Raw genomic sequence first — 24,706 nt, forward strand, 5'->3', positions numbered from 1 at the left:
CGATGAAGGGGATGCGTACGCACTCCTGCGGTGAGCTGCGCGGCGCCCACGCGGACCAGGAGGTCCGTATTGCGGGATGGGTGCAGCGCCGGCGGGATCTGGGCGGGGTAGTCTTCCTTGATCTGCGGGACCGCGAAGGGTTGACGCAGGTGGTCGTCAACCCCGGCGATGTGGATCCCGCCATCGCAGCGGTCGCGGCCGAAGTGAGGGCGGAGTTTGTGGTAGCGGCGAGCGGTCGGGTGGCGCGGCGCCCGGATGGAACGGCAAACCCGCGACTGGCCACCGGAGAGATCGAGGTCCGGGCTGGGACGCTGAGGATTCTGTCTTCCTCGGCAACGCCGCCGTTTGCGCCGGGCGATGAGGCCGCGGTGGATGAGGCCCTGCGGCTGCGCTACCGGTATCTCGACCTACGCCGCCCGCGCATGTACCGTAACCTCTTGCTGCGGCACCGGAGCGCGATGGCGATCCGCGAGTCGCTCGACCGGTTGGGGTTCCTGGAGGTCGAGACGCCGATGCTGATCCGCAGCACGCCGGAAGGGGCTCGGGATTTCCTCGTGCCGAGCCGGGTGCAGCCGGGGAAGTTCTACGCGCTCCCGCAGTCCCCTCAACTGTTCAAGCAGTTGCTCATGGTGGGCGGCATAGACCGGTACTTCCAGATAGCCAGGTGTTTTCGCGACGAGGACCTGCGCGCTGACCGCCAGCCGGAGTTCACGCAGATAGACATCGAGATGAGCTTCGTGGATCAGGATGAGATTCTGGCGATAACCGAGGAGATGCTCCACAACGTCTGGGCCAGGGTGCTGGGCGCCGATATCCAGCGCCCGTTCCCCCGGCTGTCGTATACCGATGCCATGCTGCGCTTCGGATCCGACAAGCCCGATCTGCGGGTGTCGTTGGAGATCGTGGACCTGACCGACCTGGCAGGCGAGGGCGGGGTGGCCAAGTTCCAGGAGGCGGCATCTTCCGGAGGAGTGCTGCGGGCTCTGCGGATCCCTGGGCACGCCGCGGCCAGCCGTCGCGACCTGGACGACCTGACCGCCGTGGCCCGGTCTGCCGGCGCCGAGGGCCTGGCTTCACTGGCATTGACATCCTCGGGTCCCAAGGGGCCGCTGGCCAAGCACCTGCCCAGGGGCGTGCTCGATGCCATCACCGCGCGCACTGAGGCGCGGGAGGGGGATCTCATACTGCTTGTCGCCGGGCCCGCGGCCGCATCCGCGGCCGCGTTGGGACGGCTGCGGCTGGAGGCGGCCGATCGGTGGGGTCTGCGCGAGAACGGAACTGCCTTCCGGTTTGTCTGGGTGACGGAGTTCCCCCTGGTGGAGTTTGATCCTTCCCAGGGACGGTACGCCGCGGTTCACCATCCCTTCACCGCGCCGATGGAAGAGGATCGGCACCTGCTGGAGGAGTCTCCCGACCGGGTGCGCGCGAGGGCCCACGATCTCGTGCTGAACGGGGTGGAGTTGGGTGGAGGGAGCATACGCATCCATGAGCACCGGATGCAGGAGCAGGTGTTCCGGCTGCTTGGGATCTCCCTTGAGCAGGCGCAGGAGAGGTTTGGCTTCCTGTTGGACGCCCTTCGGTTTGGCGCGCCGCCCCACGGCGGGATAGCGCTGGGTCTCGACCGGCTCGTGATGCTTCTGGCCGGGGAGGCGACGATCCGCGAGGTGATCGCTTTTCCCAAGACGGCGAGCGCGACCGACCTGATGAGCGGTGCGCCGGCGTCTGTGGATCCCGATCTGCTGCGCGAGGTTCACATTGCGGTTGCCGAGGATTAGGTTGCGGACGGCGGTGTAGGTTGCTAGGATTGAAGGTGCTCGGAAGGCTCCCTGCCGTGCACGAGGCGGGCCAGTAGTTCCGATCCAACACATTGGCCCGGGGAGCCCGTCTCCGGACGCCGAGGCAGACCCGCTGCCAGTCCGCGGGAAGCCGGAGCGGTCGGGAGGGCACCCACCTGCGAGAGCAGGGTTCGGGAACTCCGTCCCGCACGGCACGGCGGGGGCCTGCTAGTAGATGAACTCCTCGATGTCGTAGCGCGCCACGCGAGCCCCAGGTCCGAGTGTCGCCTTGGACCCAAAGACTAGTTCGTCCACCTGGTCCCACACCTCGTCCTCGGTGAGTGGCATCACTCCGGCCGCCATGGCCCTTTCGGCGTAGGGGCCGTTCTGCGGCGCCGCAAACGCGGACACGTACAGCAGGTCCCCGGCTCCCAACTCCATGGCCCGGACTACCGCCAGCGTGGCTTCCACATGCCGGTGCCAGAACGCGTCCCCGCCGATGCCGGCCATGACGATAATACCCACGGCCAGCCCGGCGTCCCTGGCCGTGTGCGCAAGTTCAATCGCTTCCTCTGCCGACTGGGGTTTGTTGAGGAACTCCAGCAGCCCGTCGTCGCCGCTCTCCAGCCCCAGGTAGATCCGCCGCAGCCCGCGGGCACGGAGGGATGCCATCTCACGGTGGTCGCGGCGGTATCCGGTGAACACGTCTATGAACGCCGCCAGGTCGCCGGCTTGGCCGGGCAGCGCGCGCGCCAGTAGGTCCATGCGCGGCATGAGGTCGCCCTCCGACAGCAGCAGGGCATTTGCATCTCCCAGAAAAGCGCCCCGCCGCATGGTTAGTCCCGGGCCGAAGAACGCCCGGACCGCGTCCAGATGAGCCGCGAACTCGTCGAGCGGTTTGATCCGGAAGGGACGCGTCCGGTAGAACGAGCAGAAGGTGCAGCGGTTCCAGTGGCAGCCCTCGGTCACCTGGACGACGAGAGAGCGGTACCGGTCGGGCGGGAGAATTGGCACCGGGGCATAAACCGAGGCGTACCGCTGGGCATCCGCAACAGCGGCCGCGGCATCGAACCGGGCGGCGGCCTCTAGGAGTTCCGCGGCCCTGTCCTCATCCGGGTCTCCGGGCAGGGACCAGAGGATCTCGGCGGTGCCGCCGCGCAGGGCATCGAGAGCAGCGGATGCGGCCCCGGCGGCCGCATTTGTGATCGCCGCACGCGGTTCATCTTCCAGGAAGCTCCGGTGCCGGTGGGGATGCCGTCCAGAGCGATCGGTGTGTTTACGCATCACGCGGCCGTCGAGCGCGCGCCGGTAGAGGCGGTATCCGGACCATGCGGAGCAGAACCGTCCGGCGTGATCAAAGGTGTAGATGGCCTCTTCGCCATCAAAGACGGTGATCACCAACGATTCCCGCTTGCAGGCTATGCGCGGTGGACGCGTGGTGCGCATACGGGTCTGTTCGCACTCCGGCGCGCGGGTCCCTCCGGCTGCCCGGTCCGTGGTACGATAAGAGGTAGCCCATGGCGCTGTTTGAGGATACTTCCGCAGAGTCCCGTGCAGTTCCGCTTGCCGCGCGCCTGCGGCCGCGGACGCTGGATGAGTTCGTAGGGCAGGAGCACCTCATCGGCCCGGGCCGCACCCTGCGGACGGCGATCGAGCAGGACCGGGTTCGCAGCCTGATCCTTTGGGGACCGCCCGGGTCCGGCAAGACCTCGCTCGCGTTGTTGATCGCGGCCAGAACGCGCGCCCACGTGGAGCAGGTCAACGCGGTCACCGCTGGAGTGGCCGATCTACGGAGGATCATCGCCGCTGCCAGGGACCGCCTGCGGTTCCACCAGCAGCGGACGCTGCTGATCATTGACGAGATCCACCGCTTCAACAAGGCCCAGCAGGACGTGCTGCTGCCGCACGTGGAGAACGGCACGATCATCCTGATCGGCGCCACCACCCAGAACCCTTTCCACGACGTCAACCCTACCCTGATCTCACGGTCAACCGTTGCCCAACTGCAGCCACTGGACGATGCGTCCGTTCGGGCCATTGTCGAGAGGGCTCTCGCGCACCCGGATGGCTTTGCCGGGCTCGGGTTCGAGGTGGATCCCGAAGCGATGGAGTTCCTTGTGAGCGCCAGCAACGGCGACGCCCGCGTGGCCCTCAACGCGCTGGAATCCGCAGCTACCGCGGCGGAGGGCGAAGGCAGTCGCCGGATCACGCTCGCGCTGGTCACCGACGCCAGCCAGCGCCGGATCCTCCCCTACGATCGGGAGGGTGACGCCCACTACGATGCGATCTCGGCATTCATCAAGAGCCTGCGCGGCTCCGACCCGGATGCCGCGGTCTACTGGCTGGCGCGGATGCTGGCGAGCGGGGAAGACCCCAGGTTCATCGCGCGGCGGATGGTGATACACGCCGCGGAAGACGTCGGCCTGGCCGATCCGATGGCCCTGGTGGTCGCCACGGCGGCCGCGCATGCCGTCGAGTTCGTGGGGCTTCCAGAGGCGCGCATACCGATGGCGCTGGCCGCGATCTACATCGCCACGGCGCCCAAGAGCAACGCGGTGGTGACCGCAATCGGAGAGGCGATGCGCGACGTCGAGCAGGAGCGCGCCGACCCGGTGCCCTTGCACCTGCGCGACACCAGCCACCCCGGGGTCGTTGAGCGCCTTGGTTACGGCAAGGAGTACCGGTACCCGCACGACTTTCCGGAGGGGTTTGTCCTCCAGCAGTACATGCCGGCGGGACTCGAAGGCCGGCGGTACTACCGGCCCACGGACCACGGCGCGGAAGCCGCCGTGCGCAGGCGGCTGGAGGAGTGGTGGGGGCAGCGGACCTCGCCGGTCAAGGAACCGCCCGGCGAGGGAGCGAAGGATGGAGAGGAAGAGTGAGGCCGCAGTTCAGTTGGACCATGGAGGTGGCGTGATGCGGGTAACGACGTTGATGGCCGTAGTCATCGCAGCGATTCTGGCGTTCACCGTCCCGGCTGCGCAGACCGGCCCGGCCGTGGAGATCACCTTTACCTCGACGCAGTTCTCACCGGTGCACGAGACCGAGTGGGCGCGCGACACGCTCTTTCGTGCCTTTGAGACGGAAACCGGCATCCGTGTCCGGTTCGTCTCGGAGCTGGCCGGCCCGTACATGGACAGACTCCAGGCCGAAGCCCGGGTAGGGCGAGGGTCCATTGACCTGACCGGAACGCTGCACGGGGACTTCCCAATCCTTGTTCCCGCCGGGGTGGCCCGCGACATGGCGTCGGTCCAGGCCGACCTGGCCCGCCGCGGCGACCGCACCTTCTTCCCAGATCTGGTGCGGATCAGCCAGGTCGGCGGCATCCAGGCGTACGTTCCCTGGATGCAGGCAACGTACCTGATCGTCGCGCACAAGCGGGCGATGGCCTACTTCCCCCGTGGCTCCAATCCCATGGCCATGACCTACGACGACCTGCTGGAGTGGGGGGACGCTATCAAGGCCGCCACCGGCACCCGCCGGATCGGGTTCCCGGCAGGCCCGGGCGGGCTGTTCGGGCGATTCCTGCACGGGTACATCTACCCCTCGTTCACCGGTTCCCAGGTGAAGCGGTTCAAGTCCCCTGAGGCCGTGGAGATGTGGCGGTACCTCCGGCGGTTGGGTGGCGTGCTCCACCCGTCGTCGTTCCTCTACAGCTTCATGCACGAGCCGCTGCTGCTGGGCGAGGTGTGGGTCGCCTGGGACCACACTGCCAGGCTGCTGCCCGCGCTGCGCGACCGGCCCGACGACTTCGTCGTCCTGCCATCGCCGGCAGGGCCGCGCGGCCGGTCGTTCCTCTCGGTCATCGTCGGGCTGACCATTCCCAAGACAGCCCCCAACGCCGAGGCCGCGGCCCGGCTGATCGAGTTCCTCACGCGCCCCCGCACGCAGGTCCTCACCGTGCAGGGCGTCGCCTTCTTTCCGACAGTCCGCGAGGCCGCCGGGGCGGTGCCGACCGGCGGGATGAAGCTCCTGGCCGAGGCCGTGACGGCGCAGCAGGGCGCTCGGGACGCACGGGTCGCCCTGCTCCCGGTTGGGCTGGGCGTGCGGACCGGCGAGTTTGTGCCGCTGTACGTGGACACTTTCAGGGAGATCTCGGTGCTGGGCAAGCCGATAGAGGAAGTCCTGGCCGCGCAGGCCCGGAAGCTGGAGGAGCTGTACCGCGCGATGAACGCGGTGTGCCCACCTCCGGACCCGGCCATAACACCCTGCCGGCCTGACTAGGGACGACGGCGCAGGCCCCGGTGGCAGCCGCAGAGGAGGTGCCCGACCTGCCGCGCGCGGGACGATCGCGCACCGAGTGGCTTCCGTACCTGCTGCTGGCGCCGTCGCTGGTCTTCCTGGGCGTTTTCTTCGTCTACCCGCTGGTGCAGGCCTTCGGGCTGAGCTTCCTGCGCCCGGAGGGCGGCCTGACGGCCGAGCACTTCCAGCGGATGCTGGGTGACACGTACTTCCGGGGGGCGATTGCTAACAGCCTGCTGCTCACCGCGATCGTCGTGCCGATCCAGGTGGCGATCGGGCTGGTGATCGCCCTGCTGGTAAACAGCCGGTTTCGCGGGCATCTCTGGTTCCTCTACATCTGCGCGATCCCGCTTGCGATCTCCGACCTGGCCGCGGGGTTGATCTGGCTGTCGGTTTTCACCGAGCGCGGCTACCTCAACACGCTCCTGCACATGGTAGGTGCCGTGCGGGAGCCCCTGACGTACCTCTCGGCTGAGCAGCCGGTCTGGCTCTATGGCGCCATCATCGCAGCCGAGGTGTGGCGGGCCACGGCCATCGTGATGATCATCCTGTTGGCGGGCCTGCAGCTCATCCCGCGGGACTACTTCGAAACGGCCGATGTATTCGGCGCCGGCGGCTGGCGGAAGTTGTGGTACGTCACGCTGCCACTGCTGCGCCCCAGTCTGCAGACTGCGCTCATCATTCGCACTATCCTGGCGTTCCAGCTCTTCGCGACCGTAATCACCCTCTCAGGCCGCCAGGTGCCGGTGCTGGCCGGCGAGGCCTACTTCTGGTACGGCCTGTACCGAAACCCGCACGTCGCGAGTGCCTACGCCGTGTTGATCATGGGCGTCTCGGTGGCAATAACGTGGGTGTACCTGCGGGTTCTGCGAATGCGGGAAGAGGAGGTGGCGGGCTAGGTGATGGCACGCGCTGCGCGCACCGCCCTCCTCGCGACGATCGCGACGCTGATCGCGGCCTGGGTGCTGTTTCCCATCCTGCTGATCTCGCTGGCCGCGTTCAGCTCGCGCGCCCAGCTCTACTCCTGGCCGCGGGCTATTGTCCCCACACCACCTACCCTGGACACGATCCTCTTCTTCCTCAGGGCGCAGGGTGTCTGGCAGTCCACCCTCAACAGTCTGATCGTGGCGCTATTCACCATTGTGCTCGCGGTGGCGATCGGCGCACCGGCCGGCTATGCCCTCTCGCGCTTCCGGTTTCCTGGCCGCGAGGGGTTCAGGCTTGGAATCCTTGCGACGAAGATGTTCCCGGCGACGGTCCTGGCAATACCGCTCGCAGTTGCCTACATCCGCTGGGGGCTGTATGACAACCTGCTGGGGGTAGCCATCGTCCACACGGCCCTCGCCCTGCCATTTGCCGTTATCATCACGACAAGCGTCTTCATCGGGGTCCCAATGGAACTGGAGGAGGCCGCCATGACGCTGGGCTGCACCCGCCTGCAGGCCTTTCTGCGGGTGGCCCTGCCGATCGCGCTCCCTGGCCTGGCCGCGGCGGCGATCTTTACCTTCGTGCTGTCGTGGAACGAGGTCTTCGCGGCCGCGATCCTCACGCTTCACAACCGAACCCTGCCGGCGCTGCTCATCAACGCGGTGGCCTTCGCGGGCGCGCCGCTCGACTACCGCTTTGCCGGTGGTTTCTTCATGATCGTGCCGGCGATGATCATCATCTTCATCATCCGCCGGTACCTGATGACCCTATGGGGAGTCACCATCCGTTAGTGGAGGGAGAATGGCAACCGTACTTCTCGATCGCGTGACCAAGCGGTTCGGCCGGATCACAGCAGTGGACGGCGTCACGCTGGAGGTCCGGGACGGTGAGTTCATGGTTCTGTTGGGCCCTTCGGGCTGCGGCAAGACGACGGCCCTCCGCTGCATCGCCGGCCTGGAGCGCATGGACGGCGGTCGAATCGTGATCGGGGGGGAGGATGTCACCGACCGGCCGCCTGGACGGCGCGGGATCGCCATGGTCTTCCAGTCCTACGCGGTGTTCCCGCACATGACCGTTCGGGACAACATCACCTTCGGGCTGCGAATCCGCAAGACCCCGGCGGACGAGACGCGGCGGCGCTCGCAGCAGGCGGCCGAACTCCTTCAGATCGGCGAGTTGCTGGATCGCTACCCGGCGCAGCTCTCGGGTGGCCAGCGGCAGCGGGTCGCTGTGGCCCGGGCGATCGTGATGCAGCCCGGGGTCTTGCTGATGGACGAGCCCCTCTCAAACCTGGATGCCCTGCTGCGCCTGCAGATGCGCGCCGAGCTCAAGCGGTTGCACCGAGAGACCAGGGCGACCACCGTGTATGTGACCCACGATCAGGTCGAGGCCCTGAGCCTGGGGGATCGGATCGCGGTCATGCGCAGCGGCGCGATCGTCCAGTGTGACACGCCTTCGGTAATCTACAACCGGCCGGCCAGCACCTTCGTGGGGGGCTTCATCGGCAGCCCGCCCATGAACTTCTTCAGGGGGACCGTGGAGGAAGGCGGACGGTCGGTCCGGTTGGCCGGGACGGCAATGGGTCTGGAGGAGCGTTGGGCCGGGGCCGCGGGCATCAGGGCAGGCGGCGAAGTGCTGGTGGGTGTGCGGCCCGAGGCATTCGAGGTGACGGCCGAACCTCGCGCCGGCGCCCTTCCCGCGGCGGTCGTGGTGGTTGAACCGCTGGGCGGAACCACGCTGCTTACCGTTAGCGTGGGCGGCGAGACCGCGAAGGTCTCGGTGGCTCCCGACACCGACCACAACCCGGGGCAGCGGCTGTGGCTTCGGCCGCTGCCCGACCGGATGCGCCTGATGGAGCCCGGAAGGGGGCTGGCCGTGATTCCCACAGAGGAAGGAGCACACCGATGACGCGGATCTGCGATCCTCTGCCGGACGATGCGCCGGCGCTGGTCGAGGCCGCTGCCGCGGTCCTGCGCACCAACGACCGCGGTGAGTTCACCAAGCCGAGCGCTCGGCTTTATCCCCACCAGTGGAACTGGGACAGCGCTTTCATCGCGATGGGGTGGGCGCACCTGGACTGGGAGCGCGCCATTCGCGAGGTGGCGAGCCTACTGCGGGGACAGTGGACGGACGGGATGCTCCCGCACATCCGTTACGACCGGGCCGCGTTGGGCTGGTACGCCCCAGGGCCAGAGCTGTGGCCGGGAGGACACGCGCGTGATGCAGGCGAGATGACCAGCGGCATCTCACAGCCGCCGGTCCTGCCGACCGCGGTCTACCGGACCGGGATGGCGCATCCCGACCGCGATCGTCGCCACGCCTGGTGGGCCGAGGTCTTCGACGGGTTGCTGGCGTGCCTGCGGTACTTCTTAGACCACCGCACGGTTGAAGGCTGCCCGCTGATTGTGGTCGTCCACCCCTGGGAGAGCGGCCACGACAACAGCCCGCGCTGGGACTTCGCGGTCGAAGCAGGCGTACGGCCGCAACAGTCCTACCGGCGGATAGACAACACCATCATCGCCGCGGCCGAGCGCCCCACCAACCAGGACTACGACCTGTACATCTTCCTGGCGGAGCTGATCTCCTCGGCCGACTATGCGCTGCCACGCTACCTTCCCAAGACTCCGTTCGCGGTCTACGATGCCCAGTTCAACGCAATTTGGTACCGATCGGCGCAGGATCTGAATCGGATTGCCGCGGCCCTGGGTCGGCCGACACCCCTTTCGGCGGAGGCGCTGGCCGCCTTCGCGCACGCCTTTCGCGAGCGCCACTGGGACGTGGAGCGCCGGACGTTCCTCGACTATGATCTGGTTGGGCGGCGTCCGATCCCGGTGGAGACCTGCGCCTCGCTGATGCCGATCTTTGCCGGGCTGGTTCAGGCCGATGATGCCCTTGACCTGCTCGCCCGCTACCGCGCCCGCAGCACCGGCTGCCGAAGGCTGCCGGTTGTCCTGCCCGACCAGAGGGGGTTCGAGGCCGGGCGCTACAGCCGTGGGCCGGTTTGGATCCACACGAACTGGATGGTGATCCAGGGGCTGGCCGCCCTTGGGTGTGATGCGGCGGCGGCCCGGCTCGCCGGAGAGACGCTCGACCTGGTCAGGCAGGCCGGTTTCGTGGAGTGCTACCATGCGGCCTCCGGCGCTGCCTGCGGGCCGCACGAGTTCTCCTGGTCGGCCGCGCTGGTCATAGACTTGCTGCGGGGCGCCGCTCCCTGATACCATTAGAGCCAGGAGCGCAGACGCGCGGTGGAGCCATGAACAGGGTAGCCGTCGCCATGAGCGGCGGGGTGGACAGCGCGGTGGCTGCGGCCCTGCTCATCGAGCAGGGCCACGATGTCATCGGGCTTACGATGAACCTGTGGCCGGCGTGGTTGCCGGAACCCGAGGGGAACGCGCGGGCCTGCTGCGGGTTGAGCGCGATCGAGGACGCGCGCAACGCGGCACGCCGCATGGGCATCCGCCACTATGTCCTCAACCTTCGCGAGGAGTTCGAGCGAGAGGTGATTGACTACTTCTGCGGCGAGTACGCTCGGGGTCGCACGCCGAACCCCTGCATCGCGTGCAACCAGGCGGTGAAGTTTCGCATCCTCCTGGGGCGGGCAGAGGCGTTGGGTTGCGGCATGCTGGCCACTGGACACTACGCCCGGATCGCCACCGATGATGCCAGCGGCAGGTGGCTGCTCCTGCGGGCTGCGGACCGCCAAAAGGACCAATCGTACCTGCTCTACGCGTTGACGCAGGAGCAACTGGCGCGGCTGCGCTTCCCGGTGGGAACCCATCTCAAGGGGGAGGTTCGGTCGCTCGCCCGGCGGTGGGATCTGCCGGTTGCCGACAAGCCGGACAGCCAGGAGATCTGCTTCGTTCCAAGAGGGCGCTACGGCGACCTGGTGGCCGCCCGGTGTCCTGAAGCGTTCAGCCCCGGGCCGATCCGGGATCGTGCAGGAGAGGTGGTGGGCACCCACACAGGTATCGCTCGGTACACGGTCGGGCAGCGCCGGGGGCTGGGGCTATCGTTCAGCGCCCCGCAGTACGTGCTTGAGGTTGATGCACGGCGCAACACGCTGGTGGTCGGCGGGCAGGAAGATCTGCTGCGCCGGCGCCTCGGGCTGGGCACGGTGAACTGGATCGTGCCGACGCCGCTCCCGGCCGCGGCGACGGTCCGCGTGCGGCACGCGGCGCCCGACGTCCCCGCGGTACTGCATGCCGACGGCCCCACCGGCGTCCGGGTGGAGTTCTGCGAGCCACAGCGCGCAGCCGCACCTGGGCAGGCCGTCGCGTTCTATGACGGCGACCGGGTGCTAGGCGGAGGAATCATTGAGGACGTATGCTGGTCTAGAGAGGAGATGAACGGGAATGGGAAACCGTAGTGACTTCGTGGCAGGTTTTGTCATCGGAGGGCTGCTCGGTACCGCTGTGGCCCTGCTCCTTGCGCCACGCTCAGGGGAGGAGACGCGCACCCGTCTGGCCGGGTCCGCCGAGGACCTGGGCGACCGTACGCGGGATCGCGCCGAAGAGGTCATCCAGAAGCTCCGCGTGACCGCCGAGGACCTCTCGCAGCGCGGGCGGGTGAAGCTGGACGAAGGCGCTGCCCGGCTGCGCGAGGCGCTGGAACGGGGCCGTGAGACACTGGAGGAGAAGGCTAGAGGGCTTCACGAGCGCACCGAGGAGCAACCGAAAGAGTAGTCCACTGACCCTCGCCATCCCTGAGCGCTTCCGGCCGGGCATCGAGATCGTCCGGCGGCTGCGCGAGGCAGGATGGGAGACCTACCTGGTCGGGGGGGTCGTCCGGGATCTACTGCTCGGGCGGCCGCCCGTGGATCTGGACATTGCCACGGCCGCGCCTGTGGACCGCGTTGCGGCGTTGTTCGACCGGACGGTACCGGTAGGAGTCCAGTTCGGCGTCGTTGCCGTCGTCCTCGCTGAGCACCCCTATCAGGTGGCCACCTTCCGGCGCGAAGGCCCCTACCTGGACGGCCGGCGTCCGGCGTACGTTGAACATGGCAGTGCGCTCGATGACGTTCGCCGGCGCGACTTCACCGTCAACGCGCTGCTTTACGATCCGTTCACCGGGGAGGTCATTGACCATGTCGGCGGTCGGGCCGACCTGGTCGGCCGGTGCATTCGCACCGTTGGGCCTCCTGCCGAACGTTTCGCCGAGGACTGGCTACGACTGCTGCGCGCGGTACGGCTGGCCGCTGAGTTGCAGTTCACGGTGGAGCCGGGCACGCGCGCGGCTCTAGCGGATCTTGCGCCCACCATCACCGGCGTGAGCGCCGAGCGGATCCGCGATGAGCTGGTCCGGCTGCTGGTCGCGCCGGGCGCCGCCGACGGCGTCCTCCTCATGGCCGCCACTGGTCTGCTGAGAGCCGTCCTGCCCGAGGTGGCGGCCCTCTCGTCCCAGCCATCACCCCATGCGGACGGGCCGGCCCCTGACGCGCTCGATTACGCCTGCCGGGTGCTGAAGTGCCTCGGGCCGCAGAGCCCGGAGCTGGCCTTTGCCGCGCTCCTCTGCCGCCTTCCCGACGCGGCGGCTGCCGGCGAGCTCTGCCGCCGATTGCGCTTCTCTACGGTCGAGCGCCGGAAAGTAGTCGTCCTCGTTCGCGAGTTCCAACGGCTGTCCGGGGGTGCCTGCCTGTCCGCGGAGGACGCCCGGCGCGTGCTGCGCCAGGGGGCTGCCGCGGGCCTGCTTGCGCTGCTGCGCGCGGACCTCGAAGCCGCAGGAGGTGACCCTGCCGCCTACCTTCGCGCTGCAGGGGTGCTGGCCGCTCACGCCGGGAGTGCCGTGGAACCGGACCGCCTGATCACCGGCGACGACCTGATCGCCATGGGCTACGTTTCCGGTCCGGCGTTCGCCGTGATGCTGCGCGCGATCGGGGAGGCGCGGGCGCGTGGCGAGGTTACGACCGCCGAGGGGGCGCGCGCCTGGGTTCGCGACCGCTTCCCGGCAGGAGCAGCGCGGCCGCCTGTGGAACCGGCATGAGCGAGCGGATTGATTCGACTGAACGGAGGCCCGCATGACCGAACGCGCTGCGTTGACCCTTGTCCTCTGGGCTCTGGGTATCATGATCGTGATCGGCGCTCTGCTCCCCCTGGTTTGGCCGGGGCTGATCCGGTTCGTCAATCGAACCGTGCTCAAGGAAGACGACATCGGGAAGCACTGACGGCGCGCCGCACGATTCCCCCGCACTTCAGTTCGGACAAGGAGATGCTCGTAGCCGGGTCGAACAGCCCGGAGAGCGCGTGGGCGCGCGGCGTGCGGCGTGCGGCCGGATGGGGTGGAGGAGGCTGGTGGGTAACGGGGCACTGATCGTTGGGCTTGTCAACCAGAAGGGCGGGTGCGGCAAGACCACAACGGCCGTCAACCTCAGTGCCTCCCTGGCGGCCGCGGGGCATCGGTGTCTCCTGATAGACCTGGATCCGCAGGCCAACGCGACGGTCAGCCTTGGGATCGATCCGGCCACGCTGCGGCAGACGATCTACCATGTGCTGCTGGACCCCGACCACGACGAGGGGCTGCCGCTGGAGGCCGTGATCCGGCCCTCACCGGTCGAGGGCCTGGAGGTTGCTCCCTCTTCGATTGACCTGGCCGCCGCCGAGCTGGAGCTGGCGGCCCGCATCGGACGGGAGCACGCGCTGCGCAGGCGCCTGGCGCCGATACGCAGCCGCTATTCGTTCATCCTGATCGACACGCCGCCGTCCCTGGGGCTGCTGACATTGAACGCCCTGGTGGCCTGCGATGGGATCATCATACCCATCCAGACCCACTACTACGCGCTGCTAGGGATGCGGCAGCTTATCCGGACCCTGAAGATGGTTAACGACGAGGTGGGCCACCAGGTGGAGATCCTGGGCGTGCTTCCAACGATGTATGACTCCCGCACCACGATCAGCAAGGAGATCGTGGGAGGCATCCACGACTTCTTTCCAGACAAGGTGTTCGAGACCACGATCCACTTCAACATAAAGCTCGTTGAGTCGTCCATGTCAGGAGTGCCGCTATTCGTGAGCAACCCCACGTCGCGCGGTGCGAAGGAGTATACCAGTCTGGCCAAAGAGGTGATCGCACATGCCCAGCGGTCGCGAGGAGCTGAGGCGCGGTATTAGGAACGTCATTGAGGCGGCCTCGCGCGAGATGGGTGCGCTGACCGACCCGCAACGCCCCGCCTCCGGCCCGGCGGACTCTTCCGCGGAGGGGCGCGTCGATCGGCCGCTCCTGCGGCTGGTCCGCGAGGCTCGGGCTCAGCCCGTCTCTCCTGCACTCAAACCGGCCGCGATTCAGGAGGGGGTCACGGTGCACCCTACCAGGGGCATCTGTGCCGCCTACCAGATCAGCCAATCCTGCTGGGAGGTGCCGGACGCGTACTGCAACCAGGCGCTGCATCTCTGCATGCTGCGCGAGTGCCCGGTCTACGATCTGAACCAGAGCGTGCTCGATCGGCGGTTCGCGGCGAAGTTCGCGCACCTCTGGTGAGGGTGCCGGTCAGGCATTCCAGTCGAGGTCGAGCAGCTCGCGCAGGTCGCTGACCCAGGCCCAGGGCATGACGCCGCGCGCCTCGACTTCGCTCCTTCGGGGTCCGAACCCCACAAAACGGATGCCGGCCTGCGCCGCCGCCTGACCATCAACCCAGGAGTCCCCCACCAGATAGGCCGTTCGGTGGGGCCCTGCGAGTTCCATGACGAGCCGGACGCCGGCCGGATCGGGTTTCAGGGCAGGCACCTCGTCACGGGTTACGGTCAAGGGAATGAGCGTGGAGAGCCCGAGTTCGGCCAGTGCGCGCTGGGTGGCGGTTCGGGCGTTGTTGGTCAGGAGCGCCAGATGGAACCCTCGGGCGGTCAGGTCCGCGAGGACGCCGCGCACGTTGGGCACAGGCACCGCGCCCTCCATGCCCGCGGCCTCGAAGGCCTCGATGGTCGCCCATGCCCGAGCGGTTAGGTGGGGGGCGGAGTTGCCGATCCGAGTGACCAGATCCGCTATCGGGGCGCGCATCAGCGCCCCGCGCGGCTCACTCAGCGGGCGCGAGGATTCCAGCAGGTCTATCAGGGCGCCGCGCATCGCGGCGAAGTCTATGCGAGAATCAACAAGGGTGTTGTCGAAGTCGAAGATGAGAAGGGGCGGAGGGGCGTCCATTCTTGGCGGCCTGATTGAGGATTCTTCATCCCAAGCGCCGTCCCTTCACGATGAGAGGGGAATATCATGAGCGTTCGGCCAGCGTACCGAACCATAGCCGCACTCCCGGGCCATGTGGGTGAGGAGGTGGAACTCCGGGGATGGCTGCAGCACCGGCGCAGCAGCGGCAAGATACTCTTCCTCCTGGTGCGCGACGGTACGGGCGCGGTGCAGGTCATCATGAGCCGGCAAGAGGTGCCCGAGGAGGTCTTCGCGACCGCGGACCGGCTCCCGCAGGAGAGCAGCGTGGTCGTGACGGGGCTCGTGCGGGCGGACCCCCGCGCACCCGGGGGGGTAGAGATTGCCGCGGGCTCGTTGCTGGTTGTGCACGAGGCCGAGCCCTACCCGATCACGTCGAAGCCGCACGGGATCGAGTTCCTGATGGATCACCGCCACCTATGGCTGCGCAGCAGCCGCCAGCAGGCCATCCTGCGAGTGCGGGCCGAGGTGATCCGGGCGATGACCGAGTATCTGGACGGTCACGGCTTCCTACGGGTGGATGCGCCGATCCTGACGCCCGCGGCGGTCGAGGGAACGACGACGCTATTCGAGACGCAGTATTTCGATCTGGGGTCTGCCTACCTGACCCAGTCGGGCCAGCTCTACAATGAGGCCGCTGCCATGGCGTTCGGGCGGGTCTACTGCTTCGGCCCAACGTTCCGGGCAGAGAAGAGCAAGACGCGGCGTCACCTGATCGAGTTCTGGATGCTCGAGCCCGAGGTCGCGTACCTCGATCTGGACGGGTACATGGCGCTGGCGGAAGATTTCGTGAGCAGCGTCGTTGTGCGGATCCTCGAACGCTGCCGGGAACCGCTCGCCGCGCTTGAACGCGATCTGGCCCCGCTCGAGCGCGTCCGAGCGCCTTTCCCAAGGATCTCCTATGATGAAGCGCTGCGGCTCCTGTCCGCGGCCGGGAAGCCCGTGGCCTGGGGCGAAGACCTGGGGGGCGATGAGGAGACCGCGGTCAGCCAGCAGTTTGACCGGCCGGTGTTCATCCACCGGTATCCTACCCGCTGCAAGGCCTTCTACATGCAGCCGGACCCCGACCGTTCGGACGTCGTGCTGGGTGCGGACCTGATCGCTCCGGAGGGATACGGGGAGATCATCGGCGGCGGGCAGCGCGTCCACGACCTGGAACTGCTGCGGGCGCGACTGGCGGAACACGGTCTGCCCGAGTCCACCTATCAGTGGTACCTGGACCTGCGCCGCTACGGATCGGTGCCCCACTCGGGCTTTGGAATCGGCATCGAGCGCACCGTTGCATGGCTGTGCGGTATCGAGCACGTGCGAGAGGCCATTCCGTTCCCCCGACTGCTCAACCGGCTCTACCCGTAGGGCCCTGCGCTCCAAGGCCTTGCCTGGCCGTTGGGCATTGTGGTAACATTGCGACGAAGACCGCTGCAGAAGACGTCCGGCTCTCCGCCGGCAGGTATGTCGTCGCGAGTGGGTGAGGTTGCCCGCTCGTTTTTCATGCGGCGGGGTGAGGAGACGGGTACGTGCCACACGCACCATGGAAGGACGCAGTCGAGCACCTGGCCGCCTCCGTCGCGGCCAGGTGGGGGTATTCCCTGGCCGGCGTGGAGATCGTTGGGGAAGGGCGGCGCCCGCTGATCAGGATCAGCGTGGAGGGAGAGGAACCCGTGACCGTGGACGCGTGCGCCAGGATCTCCGAGGAACTGGGGCGCGCGCTGGATCTGCACGACCCGATCCCGCACGCGTACATTCTCGAGGTGGCATCGCCGGGGCTGGACCGGCCGCTACACGGCGAGGGCGACTTCCGCAGGTTCGCAGGACGCAAGATCGAGCTACTGACGCGCGAACCCGTGGAGGGTCGCCGTCGGTGGAAGGGCCGGCTGTCCGGGGTTGACGCCGGCAGCGTGGTTGTTGATGTGGAAGACCAATCGGTGCGGCTGCCGTTGGAGCAGGTTGCTTCCGCGCGATTGATCGTGGGGATGGAGGATCTTCGTCAAGATCTTGCCAAAGGGGGGCGCGGTAGGTCATGAACTTAGAGCTGCTGCGGGCGCTCGATCAGATCGAGGAAGAGAAGGGCATCGGCAAAGACGTCATCATAGACGCGATCGAGGCGGCGCTGCTGTCCGCCTACAAGAAGAATTTCGGTGCCACCGCCCAGAGCATGCGCATCGAGATGGACCGCACCACGGCTGAGATGCGGGCCTACCAGGTGCGCACCGTGGTGGAGGACGTAGACGACCCGACGCTGCAGATCGCGCTTGCCCAGGTGCGTGAGTGGGACCCCACGGCCCAGGTGGGCGAGATGGTCGAGGTTGAGGTTACGCCCAAGGACTTCGGGCGCATCGCCGCGCAGACCGCCAAACAGGTGGTCGTGCAGCGACTCCGGGAAGCGGAGCGGGAGATGGTCTACAAGGAGTTCCGCGACCGTGAGGGCGACATCGTCACCGGCATCGTGCAGCGAATAGAGCGGAAGAACGTCTTTCTGGACTTGGGCCGCATCGAGGCCGTGCTGCCACCCCCGGAGCAGATTCCGCGTGAAGGATACAGGCAGGGTGAGCGCGTGAAGGCGTACGTGGTCGAGGTGCGACAGGGCACGCGCGGCCCGCAGATCGTGGTCTCACGTACCCACCCCGGACTGCTCAAGCGGCTATTTGAGATAGAGGTGCCGGAGGTCTACGAGGGAATCGTGGAGATAAAGGCGATCGCCCGCGAGGCCGGCACGCGCAGCAAGATTGCGGTCGCTTCTCGGGATCGCAACGTGGATGCGGTGGGTTCTTGTGTCGGACCCAAGGGATCGCGCGTGCAGGCGATCGTGGACGAGCTCCGCGGCGAGAAGATAGACATCGTTGCCTGGAACCCCGACCTCTCGCAGTTCGCCGCGGCCGCGCTTAGCCCGGCCAGGGTGGTGCGGGTTGAGATTTCCGAGGCCACCAAGACGGCGCTTGTGATCGTGCAGGACCACCAGCTGTCGCTGGCCATCGGACGCGAGGGCCAGAACGCCCGCTTGGCGGCCAAGCTGACCGGCTGGCGTATTGACATCAAGAACGAGACACAGATTAGGGAGATCGAGGCGCAGAAGATCTTCGTGGATCTCCCAGAGGAAGAGCCGGTCCCGGCCGAGACAGCCGCCGTCCCTGTTGCCGCGGACGAACCGCCGGCATAACGGGCGGCCTGGACAGATGTCACGGGTCAAGCACGTGCCACAGCGCCAGTGCGTCGCGTGCCGGCAGGTACGACCGAAACGCGAGCTGGTCCGGGTAGTACGCACGCCCGCGGGAGAGGTCCGCGTGGATTTGACGGGAAAGGTGTCGGGGCGCGGAGCGTACGTCTGCCCCGACACCGCCTGCGCCGAGACCGCGGTACGGGAACACCGGCTGCAGCACGCGCTTGAGATAGTAGTCCCTGAGGCGATCGTCGAGGACCTGCGTGCGGCGGCGGACCGCAGCGCGCAGGCTCCCGGTCGGAGTTAGAGGAGGCCGCTGGATGCGGGTGTACGAACTGGCAAAGGAACTGGGGCTGAGCACCAAAGAGCTAATGGACGTGCTCGCGATGCTCAAGGTGCCGGTCAGGAGCCACAGCAGCAGCCTGAGCGTGGTGGCCGAGCAGCGCGTCCGGGTGCACGTTGCGGCCACGCGGCCCTCAAAGGGGAAGAAGCAGGCAGCGGCATATGCCGCAGCAGCGCCGCCCCCGGCGACCGTGACCCGGCCCGAAACCAAAACCCCGACCGGGGAGCGGATACTGGGCATGCGGAAGATCGTGCTTCCCCCGCCTCCGGTGGAGGAACCGGTCATGCCGCCTGAGGCGCCGGCTGTGCCGCAGCCCCAGGCAGCGCCACAGGTCCGCCCTGCCGCCGCCGCCCCAGCAGCAGCCCCCGCCTCCGCAACAGCAGTCCCAGCCGCTCCCGCAACAGCAGCCCCTGCCGTTGCGGCGACGCCCGCGGCGGCAGTCTCCCATGCAGCCGCAGGTGTTGTTGAGGCGCCTCCTGCGCCGCCCAGGGTTGTCCCGTCGCCTCCGCCGCCGAGGGGGATCAAGATCGAGCCGGTTCGGCCGCCCAAGCGTGAAACCGCAAAGGAAGCGCCGCGCGAGCCGGTAGGTCGCGGCGCGGCACCTCCGCCGGTTGCCCTCCCGCCGCGTGCACCGGAGACCGGCGATAGGCGCCGCCCGCCTGCGGGTCCCGGCAAGCCGCCCAGCAGGCCTGCGGTTCAGCCCCGCCGGCCCATGTTCCGCCTGCCCCGTCGCAGACGGCGCGCACGGGCGCGTCCGGCCGAGACCGTCACAGTGGAGACGGTTCTCCCGGTTGCAGCAGAGATCGAGATGACTGGGCCGATCAGCGTAGGAGAACTGGCGTCGCGGCTGAACGTTGCCGCGGGCGAGATCGTGCGGCGTCTGCTCGACCAGGGCGTGCTGGCCGGGATCAACCAACAGATCCCAGCCGACATGGCCACCCGGGTCGCCGAGTCGCTCGGCACCGTTGTGCACAAGACGCGGCCGGTGCCCGAAGGGCAGCAGGCAGTGAAGAAGATCGATCGGATGGTCGTGGCCGCCGGTGAAGCTGCCGTTCCCAGACCGCCCGTGGTCACGGTCATGGGGCACGTTGACCATGGGAAGACGACGCTTCTGGATGTGATCCGCCAGACCCGAGTTGCCGATCAGGAGTTCGGAGGAATCACGCAGCACATCGGGGCCTCCGTGGTACAGTCCGGCGGAAGGGAGGTCGTGTTCATAGACACCCCGGGGCACGCTGCCTTCACATCCCTGCGCGCGCGCGGCGCGCAGGTGACCGATGTGGCGGTGCTGGTTGTGGCTGCCGACGACGGCGTCATGCCCCAGACCGTCGAGGCGGTCAACCATGCCAAGGCCGCAGGAGTACCGATAGTGGTGGCCATCAACAAGATGGACTTGCCCCAAGCCAATCCCGACCGCGTCAAGCAGGGGCTCGCCGACCTGGGCCTGGTGCCTGAGGAGTGGGGCGGAGACACGATCATGGTACAGGTGTCCGCCCGGCAGAAGACCGGGCTGGACCAATTGATCGAGATGATACTGCTGGTGACGGAGCTCCAGGATCTGCGCGCCGACGTGGACTGTCCCGCGCGCGGGACGATCATAGAGGCCCGCCTGGACCGGGGCCGGGGTCCTGTGGCGACGGTTCTGATTCAGGAAGGACGCCTGCGGGTGGGAGACGCCATTGTGGCCGGGGAAACCCACGGCCGCGTCCGCGCCATGATGGATGCGCGGGGTGCCCGGATGGATCAAGCAACACCCTCGACGCCCGTCGAGGTATTGGGACTCGTGGAAGTCCCCCAGGCCGGCGACCTGCTGGAAGCGGTGCGCGACGAGCGGGTCGCACGCGCGGCGGCGGGGGAGCGTCGGGATCGCCGTCGCGCATCCGAGCAGGCCGCGGCGCATCCCGCGGCCGCCACGGCGTTGGGGGAGGGGCCGAAGGAATTGCGCGTCATCATCAAGGGTGACGCGCACGGATCGGTCGAGGCGCTACAGGCGGCCGTTCCCAAACTATCAGGACCTGAGGTGAAGGTTACCGTCCTGCACGCCGCGGTCGGCAATGTGAGTGAGTCGGACATCATGCTGGCCTCGGCCAGCAGGGCCGTTGTCGTAGGGTTCAACGTGAGGCCCGAAGCCCAGGTACGGCGGATTGCCGAGGAAGAGCACGTGGACCTGCGGGTGTACCGTGTGATCTACGAGGCGCTTGACGACCTGGCGGCCGTGCAGAAGGGCCTGCTCGCGCCCAAGGTTGTGGAGGTGGTCCTGGGGCAGGCCGAGGTCAGGCAGGTGTTCACCATCTCCCGCCTGGGAGTTATCGCTGGTTCGTACGTCACAGGGGGTCGCATCGTGCGCGGCGCGAAGGCCCGGATCGTCCGCGACGGCGTGGTGGTGTACGACGGAAGGGTCGGCTCGCTGCGCCGGTTCAAGGAGGACGTTCGCGAGGTGACCGACGGGTTCGAGTGCGGCATAGGTCTGGAACGCTTCAACGATGTCAAGGAAGGCGATCTGGTTGAAGCCTACGAGGTGCAGGAAGTACCCGCGTAGCAGTCTGCGGCGCAGGCTTGGAGGACGGGCAGATCATCGTCGGCGTTGTCCGGATTGAACTGAGCCTGCCAGGCGCAAGAGGGCTGAAGGACAAACGCCGTCTGGTGACGGGATTGATTGAACGGGCGCAGAACCGGTTTCGGGTCTGCGCCGCCGAGGTAGACCACCAGGACAACTGGCGACGCGCGACCGTTGCGTTTGCCTGTCTTTCAAACTCCACGAGTCACGCGCACGCCGTCCTGGCCAAGGTGGCCGATTTCGTCGAGCGCCAGGCGGATCTGGTCGTAATGGAGTTCCAGGTCGAAATCCGGTAATGGAGCAAACGACAATGGCTCGCACCCGCGCCCAACGGCTGGCCGAGGTGATTCGAACCGAGGCCAGCGAAATCATCCTGCAGGGCCTCAAGGATCCGCGTATCGGGTTCATTTCCATAACCGACGTGGTGGTTAGCGGTGACCTGCGTCACGCCAAGATCTTCGTGAGCGTGCTCGGTGACCAGGAGGCGAAGCAGCGGACGATGGCGGGGTTGAACCGGGCAACGGGGCACGTCCGCTCCCAGCTCAGCGCCAGGCTGGCGATGCGGTTCGTGCCGGAGATCCTATTCCGCCTCGACGATTCCATCGAGCGCGGGGCCCGCGTGTCGTCTTTGCTCCGAAAAGTGGATCAGGAGGGAACGCGTGGACCCTCGGGAGACCATCGCCCGGACGCTTAGGACCGGCGGCCAGGTGCTGATCGTCTGTCACCTGGGCCCCGACGGTGACTGTCTGGGCGCGGGTCTTGCGCTGGCCGGCGCGCTGGAGCGCATCGGCGTGGACGTGACGGTCGCGTGCGAGGATGGCGTGCCCGACTCCCTGGCGTTTCTTCCCGGTGCGAGCGGAGTGGTCAGGGGCGTTCCGGACGCCATGGGCGTTTCCGTCGCGGTCGCGCTGGAGTGCGGTACCCTGGATCGTGCAGGAGGTCTGGCGCCGGCTCTGGAGCGCGCCGGAACGCTGGTCGCCATTGACCATCACAGCGAGCCCCCCTTGGATGCCCAACTGACGTACTGGGATCCGGCGGCCGCGGCGGTCGGCGAAATGGTCATGGATCTGATCGCGCACCTGGGGGTGACCGTTGATCGTCCAATTGCCACCTGCCTGCTCGCGGCCCTGGTTACGGACACGGGTGTCTTCCGGTTCGCCAATACAACGCCGCGCACGCTTCGGCTGGCCGCGGAGCTTATGGAGAGGGGAGCCATCCTCGGGGAGGTCGTGCGCGCTGTGTACGAGGAGCAGCCCGCGCCCGCGGTGCGGCTCCTGGGTCACGCCCTGGCTGCCAGCCGGTTGCACGAGAGCGGCGCGGTGGCAATGACCGCGGTGACGCCGGCGATGCTGGCCGCTGCCGGGGCCGGACCGGATGACGTTGCGGGCATTGCTGCGGTGCTTCGGACGATCTCGGGCGTTCGGCTGGCCGTTGTGCTCGAAGACCGGGGAAACACCGTCCGGGTTTCGATCCGGGCCAGGGACGGAGTGCGCGCTGATCTCATGGCCCACGCACTGGGTGGAGGAGGACACGCCGGCGCCGCAGGAGCTGAGATGAAATGCAGGATCGAGGAAGCGGTGCCACGCGTACTCTCGGCCTCATCGCGCGCGGTCCGTCCGGTGGGCGATGACGCGTAGCCCCCTGGTGCCGGAGGCGGTCCACCTCTCGGGAGCGCTCAATGTGCTCAAGCCGCCTGGGATGACCTCACACGACGTGGTTGACGCGCTGCGGCGGCTCACGGGCGTGCGCAGGATCGGGCATACCGGCACGCTCGACCCCGGCGCCTCTGGCGTGCTCGTGCTCTGCGTGGGCCGGGCAACGCGCATCGCCGAGTTCCTTTCGGACCAGCCCAAGGGCTATCGCGCCGAGTTCACCTTCGGCGTTGAGACTGATTCCGGCGACGCGTACGGCGCGGTGGTGGGCGGGAGCGATGCCTCTGGTCTGACCGCCGGTGCGCTGGAGGAGGCGCTGACGGAGTTCGTGGGCGCGATCCAGCAGGTCCCGCCCATGGTTTCAGCGGTGCGCAGGTCCGGGCGCAGGCTCTACGAGCACGCCAGGCGCGGTGAGGTCGTGGAGGTCGCTCCGCGCCAGGTCACCGTTTTCGAATGCCGCCTGCTGGAGTTTGTCCCCGGGCACCACGCCACCGCGTTGGTGCAGGTGGAGTGCTCCAAGGGAACCTACGTTCGAGCGCTGGCCAGCGATCTGGGCAGGCGGCTGGGCGTAGGCGGGCACGCCTCCTTCGTATTGCGCACGCGTGTCGGCCGCTTCACCCTCGACTCCAGCCTCACGCTAGAGGAGCTTTCCGCGGTCGAGGATCTGACGCGTCTTCTCGTGCCGCCGGATGAGGCCCTGAATCACCTGCCCGTGGTGGATCTGACTTCTCTTCAGCGGCGCCAGGTATTGGACGGTCTGGCGATCCCGCTGTTCCAGATCCCCGGGTGGGCCGGTCTGCCCGCGGATTTGCCGGTCCGCCTGCGCGACGAGCGGGGATTGGTGGCCGTAGGCCGCGTGGAGGCCGGGCGCCTGATTCCGTTTCGCGTTCTTCGGGGGTCAGGGGGGCGATGAACGTTGTCCGCGGGTTTTTGGACCTGCCCTCAGATCCCAGACCGGCCGCCCTGGCTTTGGGGACATTTGACGGGCTCCACCTGGGTCACCAGGCGGTGGTTGCCGCGCTGCGGTCGGCTGCCGCGCGCGAGGGCCTGCAGTCGGTGGTTATCACGTTCGATCCGCACCCTCTGGCCGTGGTCGCGCCGCCGGGCCAGCCGTTTCTGCTGACTACGATCGAAGAACGAATTGATCTGTTCACCTCCATGGGGATTGACACGCTGCTGGTCGTACGGTTCGACGCGGAACTGCGCGAGGTTTCGGCCGCGGGCTGGCTGGAGATGCTTTCCGGCCGGCTCCAGGCACGGGAGATGGTGGCCTCCTCCAACCATGCCTTCGGCCGCGGCCGCGAGGGCGACACCGCAATGCTCCAGGCATGGGCCGGTGCACGGGGGATCGGGGTGACGGTTGTGCCTCCGGTGTACAACGGCGGGGCGGTTATCAGCAGCAGCGGGATTCGCGAGCGTCTGCGGACCGGAGACGTCAGGACCGCTGCCCAATGGCTGGGTCGCTGGTACACGGTCCGGGGGTTGGTCGTGGCGGGAGACGGCCGTGGCCGGGAGTTAGGGGTGCCCACGGCCAACCTTCAGGTCTTCCCGCAGAAAGTGGTGCCGTGCCCGGGAGTGTATGCCGCGTACGCCACCGTGGCCGGACAGGCCCACATGGCCGCGATCAACATCGGCGTGCGACCGACGTTCGGCGCAGGAGAGCTGACGGTGGAGGCGCACCTGCTGGATGCCGACCAAGACCTCTACGGGCAGACCGTTGAGGTGGCGTTCGTTTCCAGGCTTCGGGATGAGCGGCGGTTTCCGGACCTCGAGACCCTCAAGGCCCGGATGTCAGGGGATCTCCTCGCCGTGAGGGATTGCCTGGGTTCCCCAGGTATCACTGGGACAGGGTGGTTTGAGTAAAGTCCAGGGTAGCAGTTGAGGGGATTTCGGTAGCGAAGCAGAAAG

25 protein-coding genes and 1 other RNA gene are annotated in these 24,706 nt (G+C 67.6%); 24 read left to right on the forward strand and 2 right to left on the reverse strand.

From position 1 onward, the window contains the following. Positions 1–2: 2 nt before the first annotated feature. Positions 3–1,775, forward strand: a complete 1,773-nt coding sequence (aspS, locus tag RDU83_12115) for an aspartate--tRNA ligase (protein MDQ7841751.1) — start codon at positions 3–5, stop codon at positions 1,773–1,775. A 45-nt stretch (positions 1,776–1,820) separates the two neighbouring features. Continuing rightward, a non-coding RNA gene (gene ssrS / locus RDU83_12120) (6S RNA) lies at positions 1,821–2,002 on the forward strand. Position 2,003: 1 nt separating this feature from the next. Here the strand turns inward: ssrS and RDU83_12125 are convergent. Continuing rightward, on the reverse strand, positions 2,004–3,173 hold the full coding sequence (locus RDU83_12125; GenBank protein MDQ7841752.1) for a radical SAM protein: 1,170 nt from the start codon (positions 3,171–3,173) through the stop codon (positions 2,004–2,006). Positions 3,174–3,292: 119 nt separating this feature from the next. Here RDU83_12125 and RDU83_12130 point away from each other — a divergent pair, with 119 nt between their 5' ends. The 12 genes from RDU83_12130 (at position 3,293) to RDU83_12185 (ending at position 14,414) form a co-directional block, all read left to right on the forward strand. Further along, on the forward strand, positions 3,293–4,657 hold the full coding sequence (locus tag RDU83_12130) for a replication-associated recombination protein A (GenBank protein MDQ7841753.1): 1,365 nt from the start codon (positions 3,293–3,295) through the stop codon (positions 4,655–4,657). Between the two features lie 34 nt (positions 4,658–4,691). After that, on the forward strand, positions 4,692–5,999 hold the full coding sequence (locus tag RDU83_12135) for an ABC transporter substrate-binding protein (GenBank protein MDQ7841754.1): 1,308 nt from the start codon (positions 4,692–4,694) through the stop codon (positions 5,997–5,999). A gap of 20 nt (positions 6,000–6,019) precedes the next feature. After that, entirely contained in the window at positions 6,020–6,916 is an 897-nt protein-coding gene (locus RDU83_12140) for a sugar ABC transporter permease (protein ID MDQ7841755.1), read from the forward strand. A 3-nt stretch (positions 6,917–6,919) separates the two neighbouring features. Next, positions 6,920–7,735 (forward strand): carbohydrate ABC transporter permease, encoded by an 816-nt coding sequence (locus tag RDU83_12145; GenBank protein ID MDQ7841756.1) that lies wholly within the window; start codon positions 6,920–6,922, stop codon positions 7,733–7,735. 10 nt (positions 7,736–7,745) lie between these two features. Then, on the forward strand, positions 7,746–8,852 hold the full coding sequence (locus tag RDU83_12150; GenBank protein MDQ7841757.1) for an ABC transporter ATP-binding protein: 1,107 nt from the start codon (positions 7,746–7,748) through the stop codon (positions 8,850–8,852). Continuing rightward, entirely contained in the window at positions 8,849–10,159 is a 1,311-nt protein-coding gene (locus tag RDU83_12155; protein MDQ7841758.1) for a trehalase family glycosidase, read from the forward strand. Before RDU83_12150 ends, RDU83_12155 begins: the two co-directional genes overlap by 4 nt. A gap of 38 nt (positions 10,160–10,197) precedes the next feature. Continuing rightward, positions 10,198–11,310 carry a tRNA 2-thiouridine(34) synthase MnmA gene (gene mnmA, locus RDU83_12160; protein MDQ7841759.1) on the forward strand — a complete coding sequence of 371 codons (1,113 nt, stop codon included), beginning with the start codon at positions 10,198–10,200 and terminating at the stop codon, positions 11,308–11,310. Continuing rightward, entirely contained in the window at positions 11,297–11,626 is a 330-nt protein-coding gene (locus RDU83_12165; protein ID MDQ7841760.1) for a YtxH domain-containing protein, read from the forward strand. Before mnmA ends, RDU83_12165 begins: the two co-directional genes overlap by 14 nt. After that, entirely contained in the window at positions 11,562–12,923 is a 1,362-nt protein-coding gene (locus RDU83_12170) for a CCA tRNA nucleotidyltransferase (protein ID MDQ7841761.1), read from the forward strand. Before RDU83_12165 ends, RDU83_12170 begins: the two co-directional genes overlap by 65 nt. 34 nt (positions 12,924–12,957) lie before the next feature. After that, positions 12,958–13,104, forward strand: coding sequence for a hypothetical protein (locus RDU83_12175; GenBank protein ID MDQ7841762.1), 147 nt, complete (start codon positions 12,958–12,960; stop codon positions 13,102–13,104). Between the two features lie 127 nt (positions 13,105–13,231). Next, a complete protein-coding gene (locus RDU83_12180) occupies positions 13,232–14,047 on the forward strand; it encodes a ParA family protein (GenBank protein MDQ7841763.1) in 816 nt (271 codons plus the stop codon). Then, positions 14,010–14,414, forward strand: coding sequence for a hypothetical protein (locus RDU83_12185; GenBank protein MDQ7841764.1), 405 nt, complete (start codon positions 14,010–14,012; stop codon positions 14,412–14,414). The genes RDU83_12180 and RDU83_12185 overlap by 38 nt, the downstream gene beginning before the upstream one ends. A 9-nt stretch (positions 14,415–14,423) precedes the next feature. Here RDU83_12185 and RDU83_12190 read toward each other — a convergent pair whose 3' ends face one another. Next, positions 14,424–15,071 (reverse strand): HAD-IA family hydrolase, encoded by a 648-nt coding sequence (locus RDU83_12190; protein MDQ7841765.1) that lies wholly within the window; start codon positions 15,069–15,071, stop codon positions 14,424–14,426. Positions 15,072–15,137: 66 nt separating this feature from the next. Here RDU83_12190 and asnS point away from each other — a divergent pair, with 66 nt between their 5' ends. The 10 genes from asnS to RDU83_12240 all read left to right on the forward strand — a co-directional run bounded on the left by asnS (position 15,138) and on the right by RDU83_12240 (position 24,661). Further along, positions 15,138–16,445 (forward strand): asparagine--tRNA ligase, encoded by a 1,308-nt coding sequence (gene asnS / locus RDU83_12195; protein MDQ7841766.1) that lies wholly within the window; start codon positions 15,138–15,140, stop codon positions 16,443–16,445. Between the two features lie 161 nt (positions 16,446–16,606). Continuing rightward, the gene (gene rimP / locus RDU83_12200) at positions 16,607–17,113 is read left to right on the forward strand and encodes a ribosome maturation factor RimP (protein ID MDQ7841767.1); all 507 of its coding nucleotides are present in this window, start codon (positions 16,607–16,609) and stop codon (positions 17,111–17,113) included. Continuing rightward, entirely contained in the window at positions 17,110–18,246 is a 1,137-nt protein-coding gene (gene nusA, locus RDU83_12205; protein ID MDQ7841768.1) for a transcription termination factor NusA, read from the forward strand. The genes rimP and nusA overlap by 4 nt, the downstream gene beginning before the upstream one ends. 16 nt (positions 18,247–18,262) lie before the next feature. Then, positions 18,263–18,553, forward strand: a complete 291-nt coding sequence (locus RDU83_12210; GenBank protein MDQ7841769.1) for a YlxR family protein — start codon at positions 18,263–18,265, stop codon at positions 18,551–18,553. A 13-nt stretch (positions 18,554–18,566) separates the two neighbouring features. Then, positions 18,567–21,128 carry a translation initiation factor IF-2 gene (gene infB / locus RDU83_12215; protein MDQ7841770.1) on the forward strand — a complete coding sequence of 854 codons (2,562 nt, stop codon included), beginning with the start codon at positions 18,567–18,569 and terminating at the stop codon, positions 21,126–21,128. 17 nt (positions 21,129–21,145) lie between these two features. Beyond that, positions 21,146–21,442 carry a DUF503 domain-containing protein gene (locus RDU83_12220; GenBank protein MDQ7841771.1) on the forward strand — a complete coding sequence of 99 codons (297 nt, stop codon included), beginning with the start codon at positions 21,146–21,148 and terminating at the stop codon, positions 21,440–21,442. 14 nt (positions 21,443–21,456) lie between these two features. Continuing rightward, entirely contained in the window at positions 21,457–21,840 is a 384-nt protein-coding gene (rbfA, locus tag RDU83_12225) for a 30S ribosome-binding factor RbfA (protein ID MDQ7841772.1), read from the forward strand. Further along, on the forward strand, positions 21,806–22,783 hold the full coding sequence (locus tag RDU83_12230; protein ID MDQ7841773.1) for a DHH family phosphoesterase: 978 nt from the start codon (positions 21,806–21,808) through the stop codon (positions 22,781–22,783). The genes rbfA and RDU83_12230 overlap by 35 nt, the downstream gene beginning before the upstream one ends. After that, complete coding sequence (truB, locus tag RDU83_12235) at positions 22,773–23,711, forward strand: tRNA pseudouridine(55) synthase TruB (protein ID MDQ7841774.1); 939 nt, start codon at positions 22,773–22,775, stop codon at positions 23,709–23,711. The genes RDU83_12230 and truB overlap by 11 nt, the downstream gene beginning before the upstream one ends. Then, on the forward strand, positions 23,708–24,661 hold the full coding sequence (locus tag RDU83_12240) for a bifunctional riboflavin kinase/FAD synthetase (GenBank protein MDQ7841775.1): 954 nt from the start codon (positions 23,708–23,710) through the stop codon (positions 24,659–24,661). The genes truB and RDU83_12240 overlap by 4 nt, the downstream gene beginning before the upstream one ends. The last annotated feature ends 45 nt before the right edge of the window (positions 24,662–24,706 follow it).

Source organism: bacterium, assembly GCA_031082185.1.
Lineage (GTDB): Bacteria > Sysuimicrobiota > Sysuimicrobiia > Sysuimicrobiales > Humicultoraceae > VGFA01.

Excerpts from the sequence above, each read along its gene's own strand:
- truB (MDQ7841774.1), top strand. The coding sequence starts at position 22,773 with ATGACGCGTAGCCCCCTGGTGCCGGAGGCGGTCCACCTCTCGGGAGCG.
- RDU83_12210 (MDQ7841769.1), top strand. The coding sequence starts at position 18,263 with ATGTCACGGGTCAAGCACGTGCCACAGCGCCAGTGCGTCGCGTGCCGG.
- RDU83_12130 (MDQ7841753.1), top strand. The coding sequence starts at position 3,293 with ATGGCGCTGTTTGAGGATACTTCCGCAGAGTCCCGTGCAGTTCCGCTT.
- RDU83_12150 (MDQ7841757.1), top strand. The coding sequence starts at position 7,746 with ATGGCAACCGTACTTCTCGATCGCGTGACCAAGCGGTTCGGCCGGATC.
- infB (MDQ7841770.1), top strand. The coding sequence starts at position 18,567 with ATGCGGGTGTACGAACTGGCAAAGGAACTGGGGCTGAGCACCAAAGAG.
- RDU83_12135 (MDQ7841754.1), top strand. The coding sequence starts at position 4,692 with ATGCGGGTAACGACGTTGATGGCCGTAGTCATCGCAGCGATTCTGGCG.
- asnS (MDQ7841766.1), top strand. The coding sequence starts at position 15,138 with ATGAGCGTTCGGCCAGCGTACCGAACCATAGCCGCACTCCCGGGCCAT.
- mnmA (MDQ7841759.1), top strand. The coding sequence starts at position 10,198 with ATGAACAGGGTAGCCGTCGCCATGAGCGGCGGGGTGGACAGCGCGGTG.
- RDU83_12175 (MDQ7841762.1), top strand. The coding sequence starts at position 12,958 with ATGACCGAACGCGCTGCGTTGACCCTTGTCCTCTGGGCTCTGGGTATC.
- RDU83_12165 (MDQ7841760.1), top strand. The coding sequence starts at position 11,297 with ATGGGAAACCGTAGTGACTTCGTGGCAGGTTTTGTCATCGGAGGGCTG.
- RDU83_12240 (MDQ7841775.1), top strand. The coding sequence starts at position 23,708 with ATGAACGTTGTCCGCGGGTTTTTGGACCTGCCCTCAGATCCCAGACCG.
- RDU83_12155 (MDQ7841758.1), top strand. The coding sequence starts at position 8,849 with ATGACGCGGATCTGCGATCCTCTGCCGGACGATGCGCCGGCGCTGGTC.
- RDU83_12145 (MDQ7841756.1), top strand. The coding sequence starts at position 6,920 with ATGGCACGCGCTGCGCGCACCGCCCTCCTCGCGACGATCGCGACGCTG.
- nusA (MDQ7841768.1), top strand. The coding sequence starts at position 17,110 with ATGAACTTAGAGCTGCTGCGGGCGCTCGATCAGATCGAGGAAGAGAAG.
- RDU83_12185 (MDQ7841764.1), top strand. The coding sequence starts at position 14,010 with ATGCCCAGCGGTCGCGAGGAGCTGAGGCGCGGTATTAGGAACGTCATT.
- rbfA (MDQ7841772.1), top strand. The coding sequence starts at position 21,457 with ATGGCTCGCACCCGCGCCCAACGGCTGGCCGAGGTGATTCGAACCGAG.
- RDU83_12190 (MDQ7841765.1), bottom strand. The coding sequence starts at position 15,071 with ATGGACGCCCCTCCGCCCCTTCTCATCTTCGACTTCGACAACACCCTT.
- aspS (MDQ7841751.1), top strand. The coding sequence starts at position 3 with ATGAAGGGGATGCGTACGCACTCCTGCGGTGAGCTGCGCGGCGCCCAC.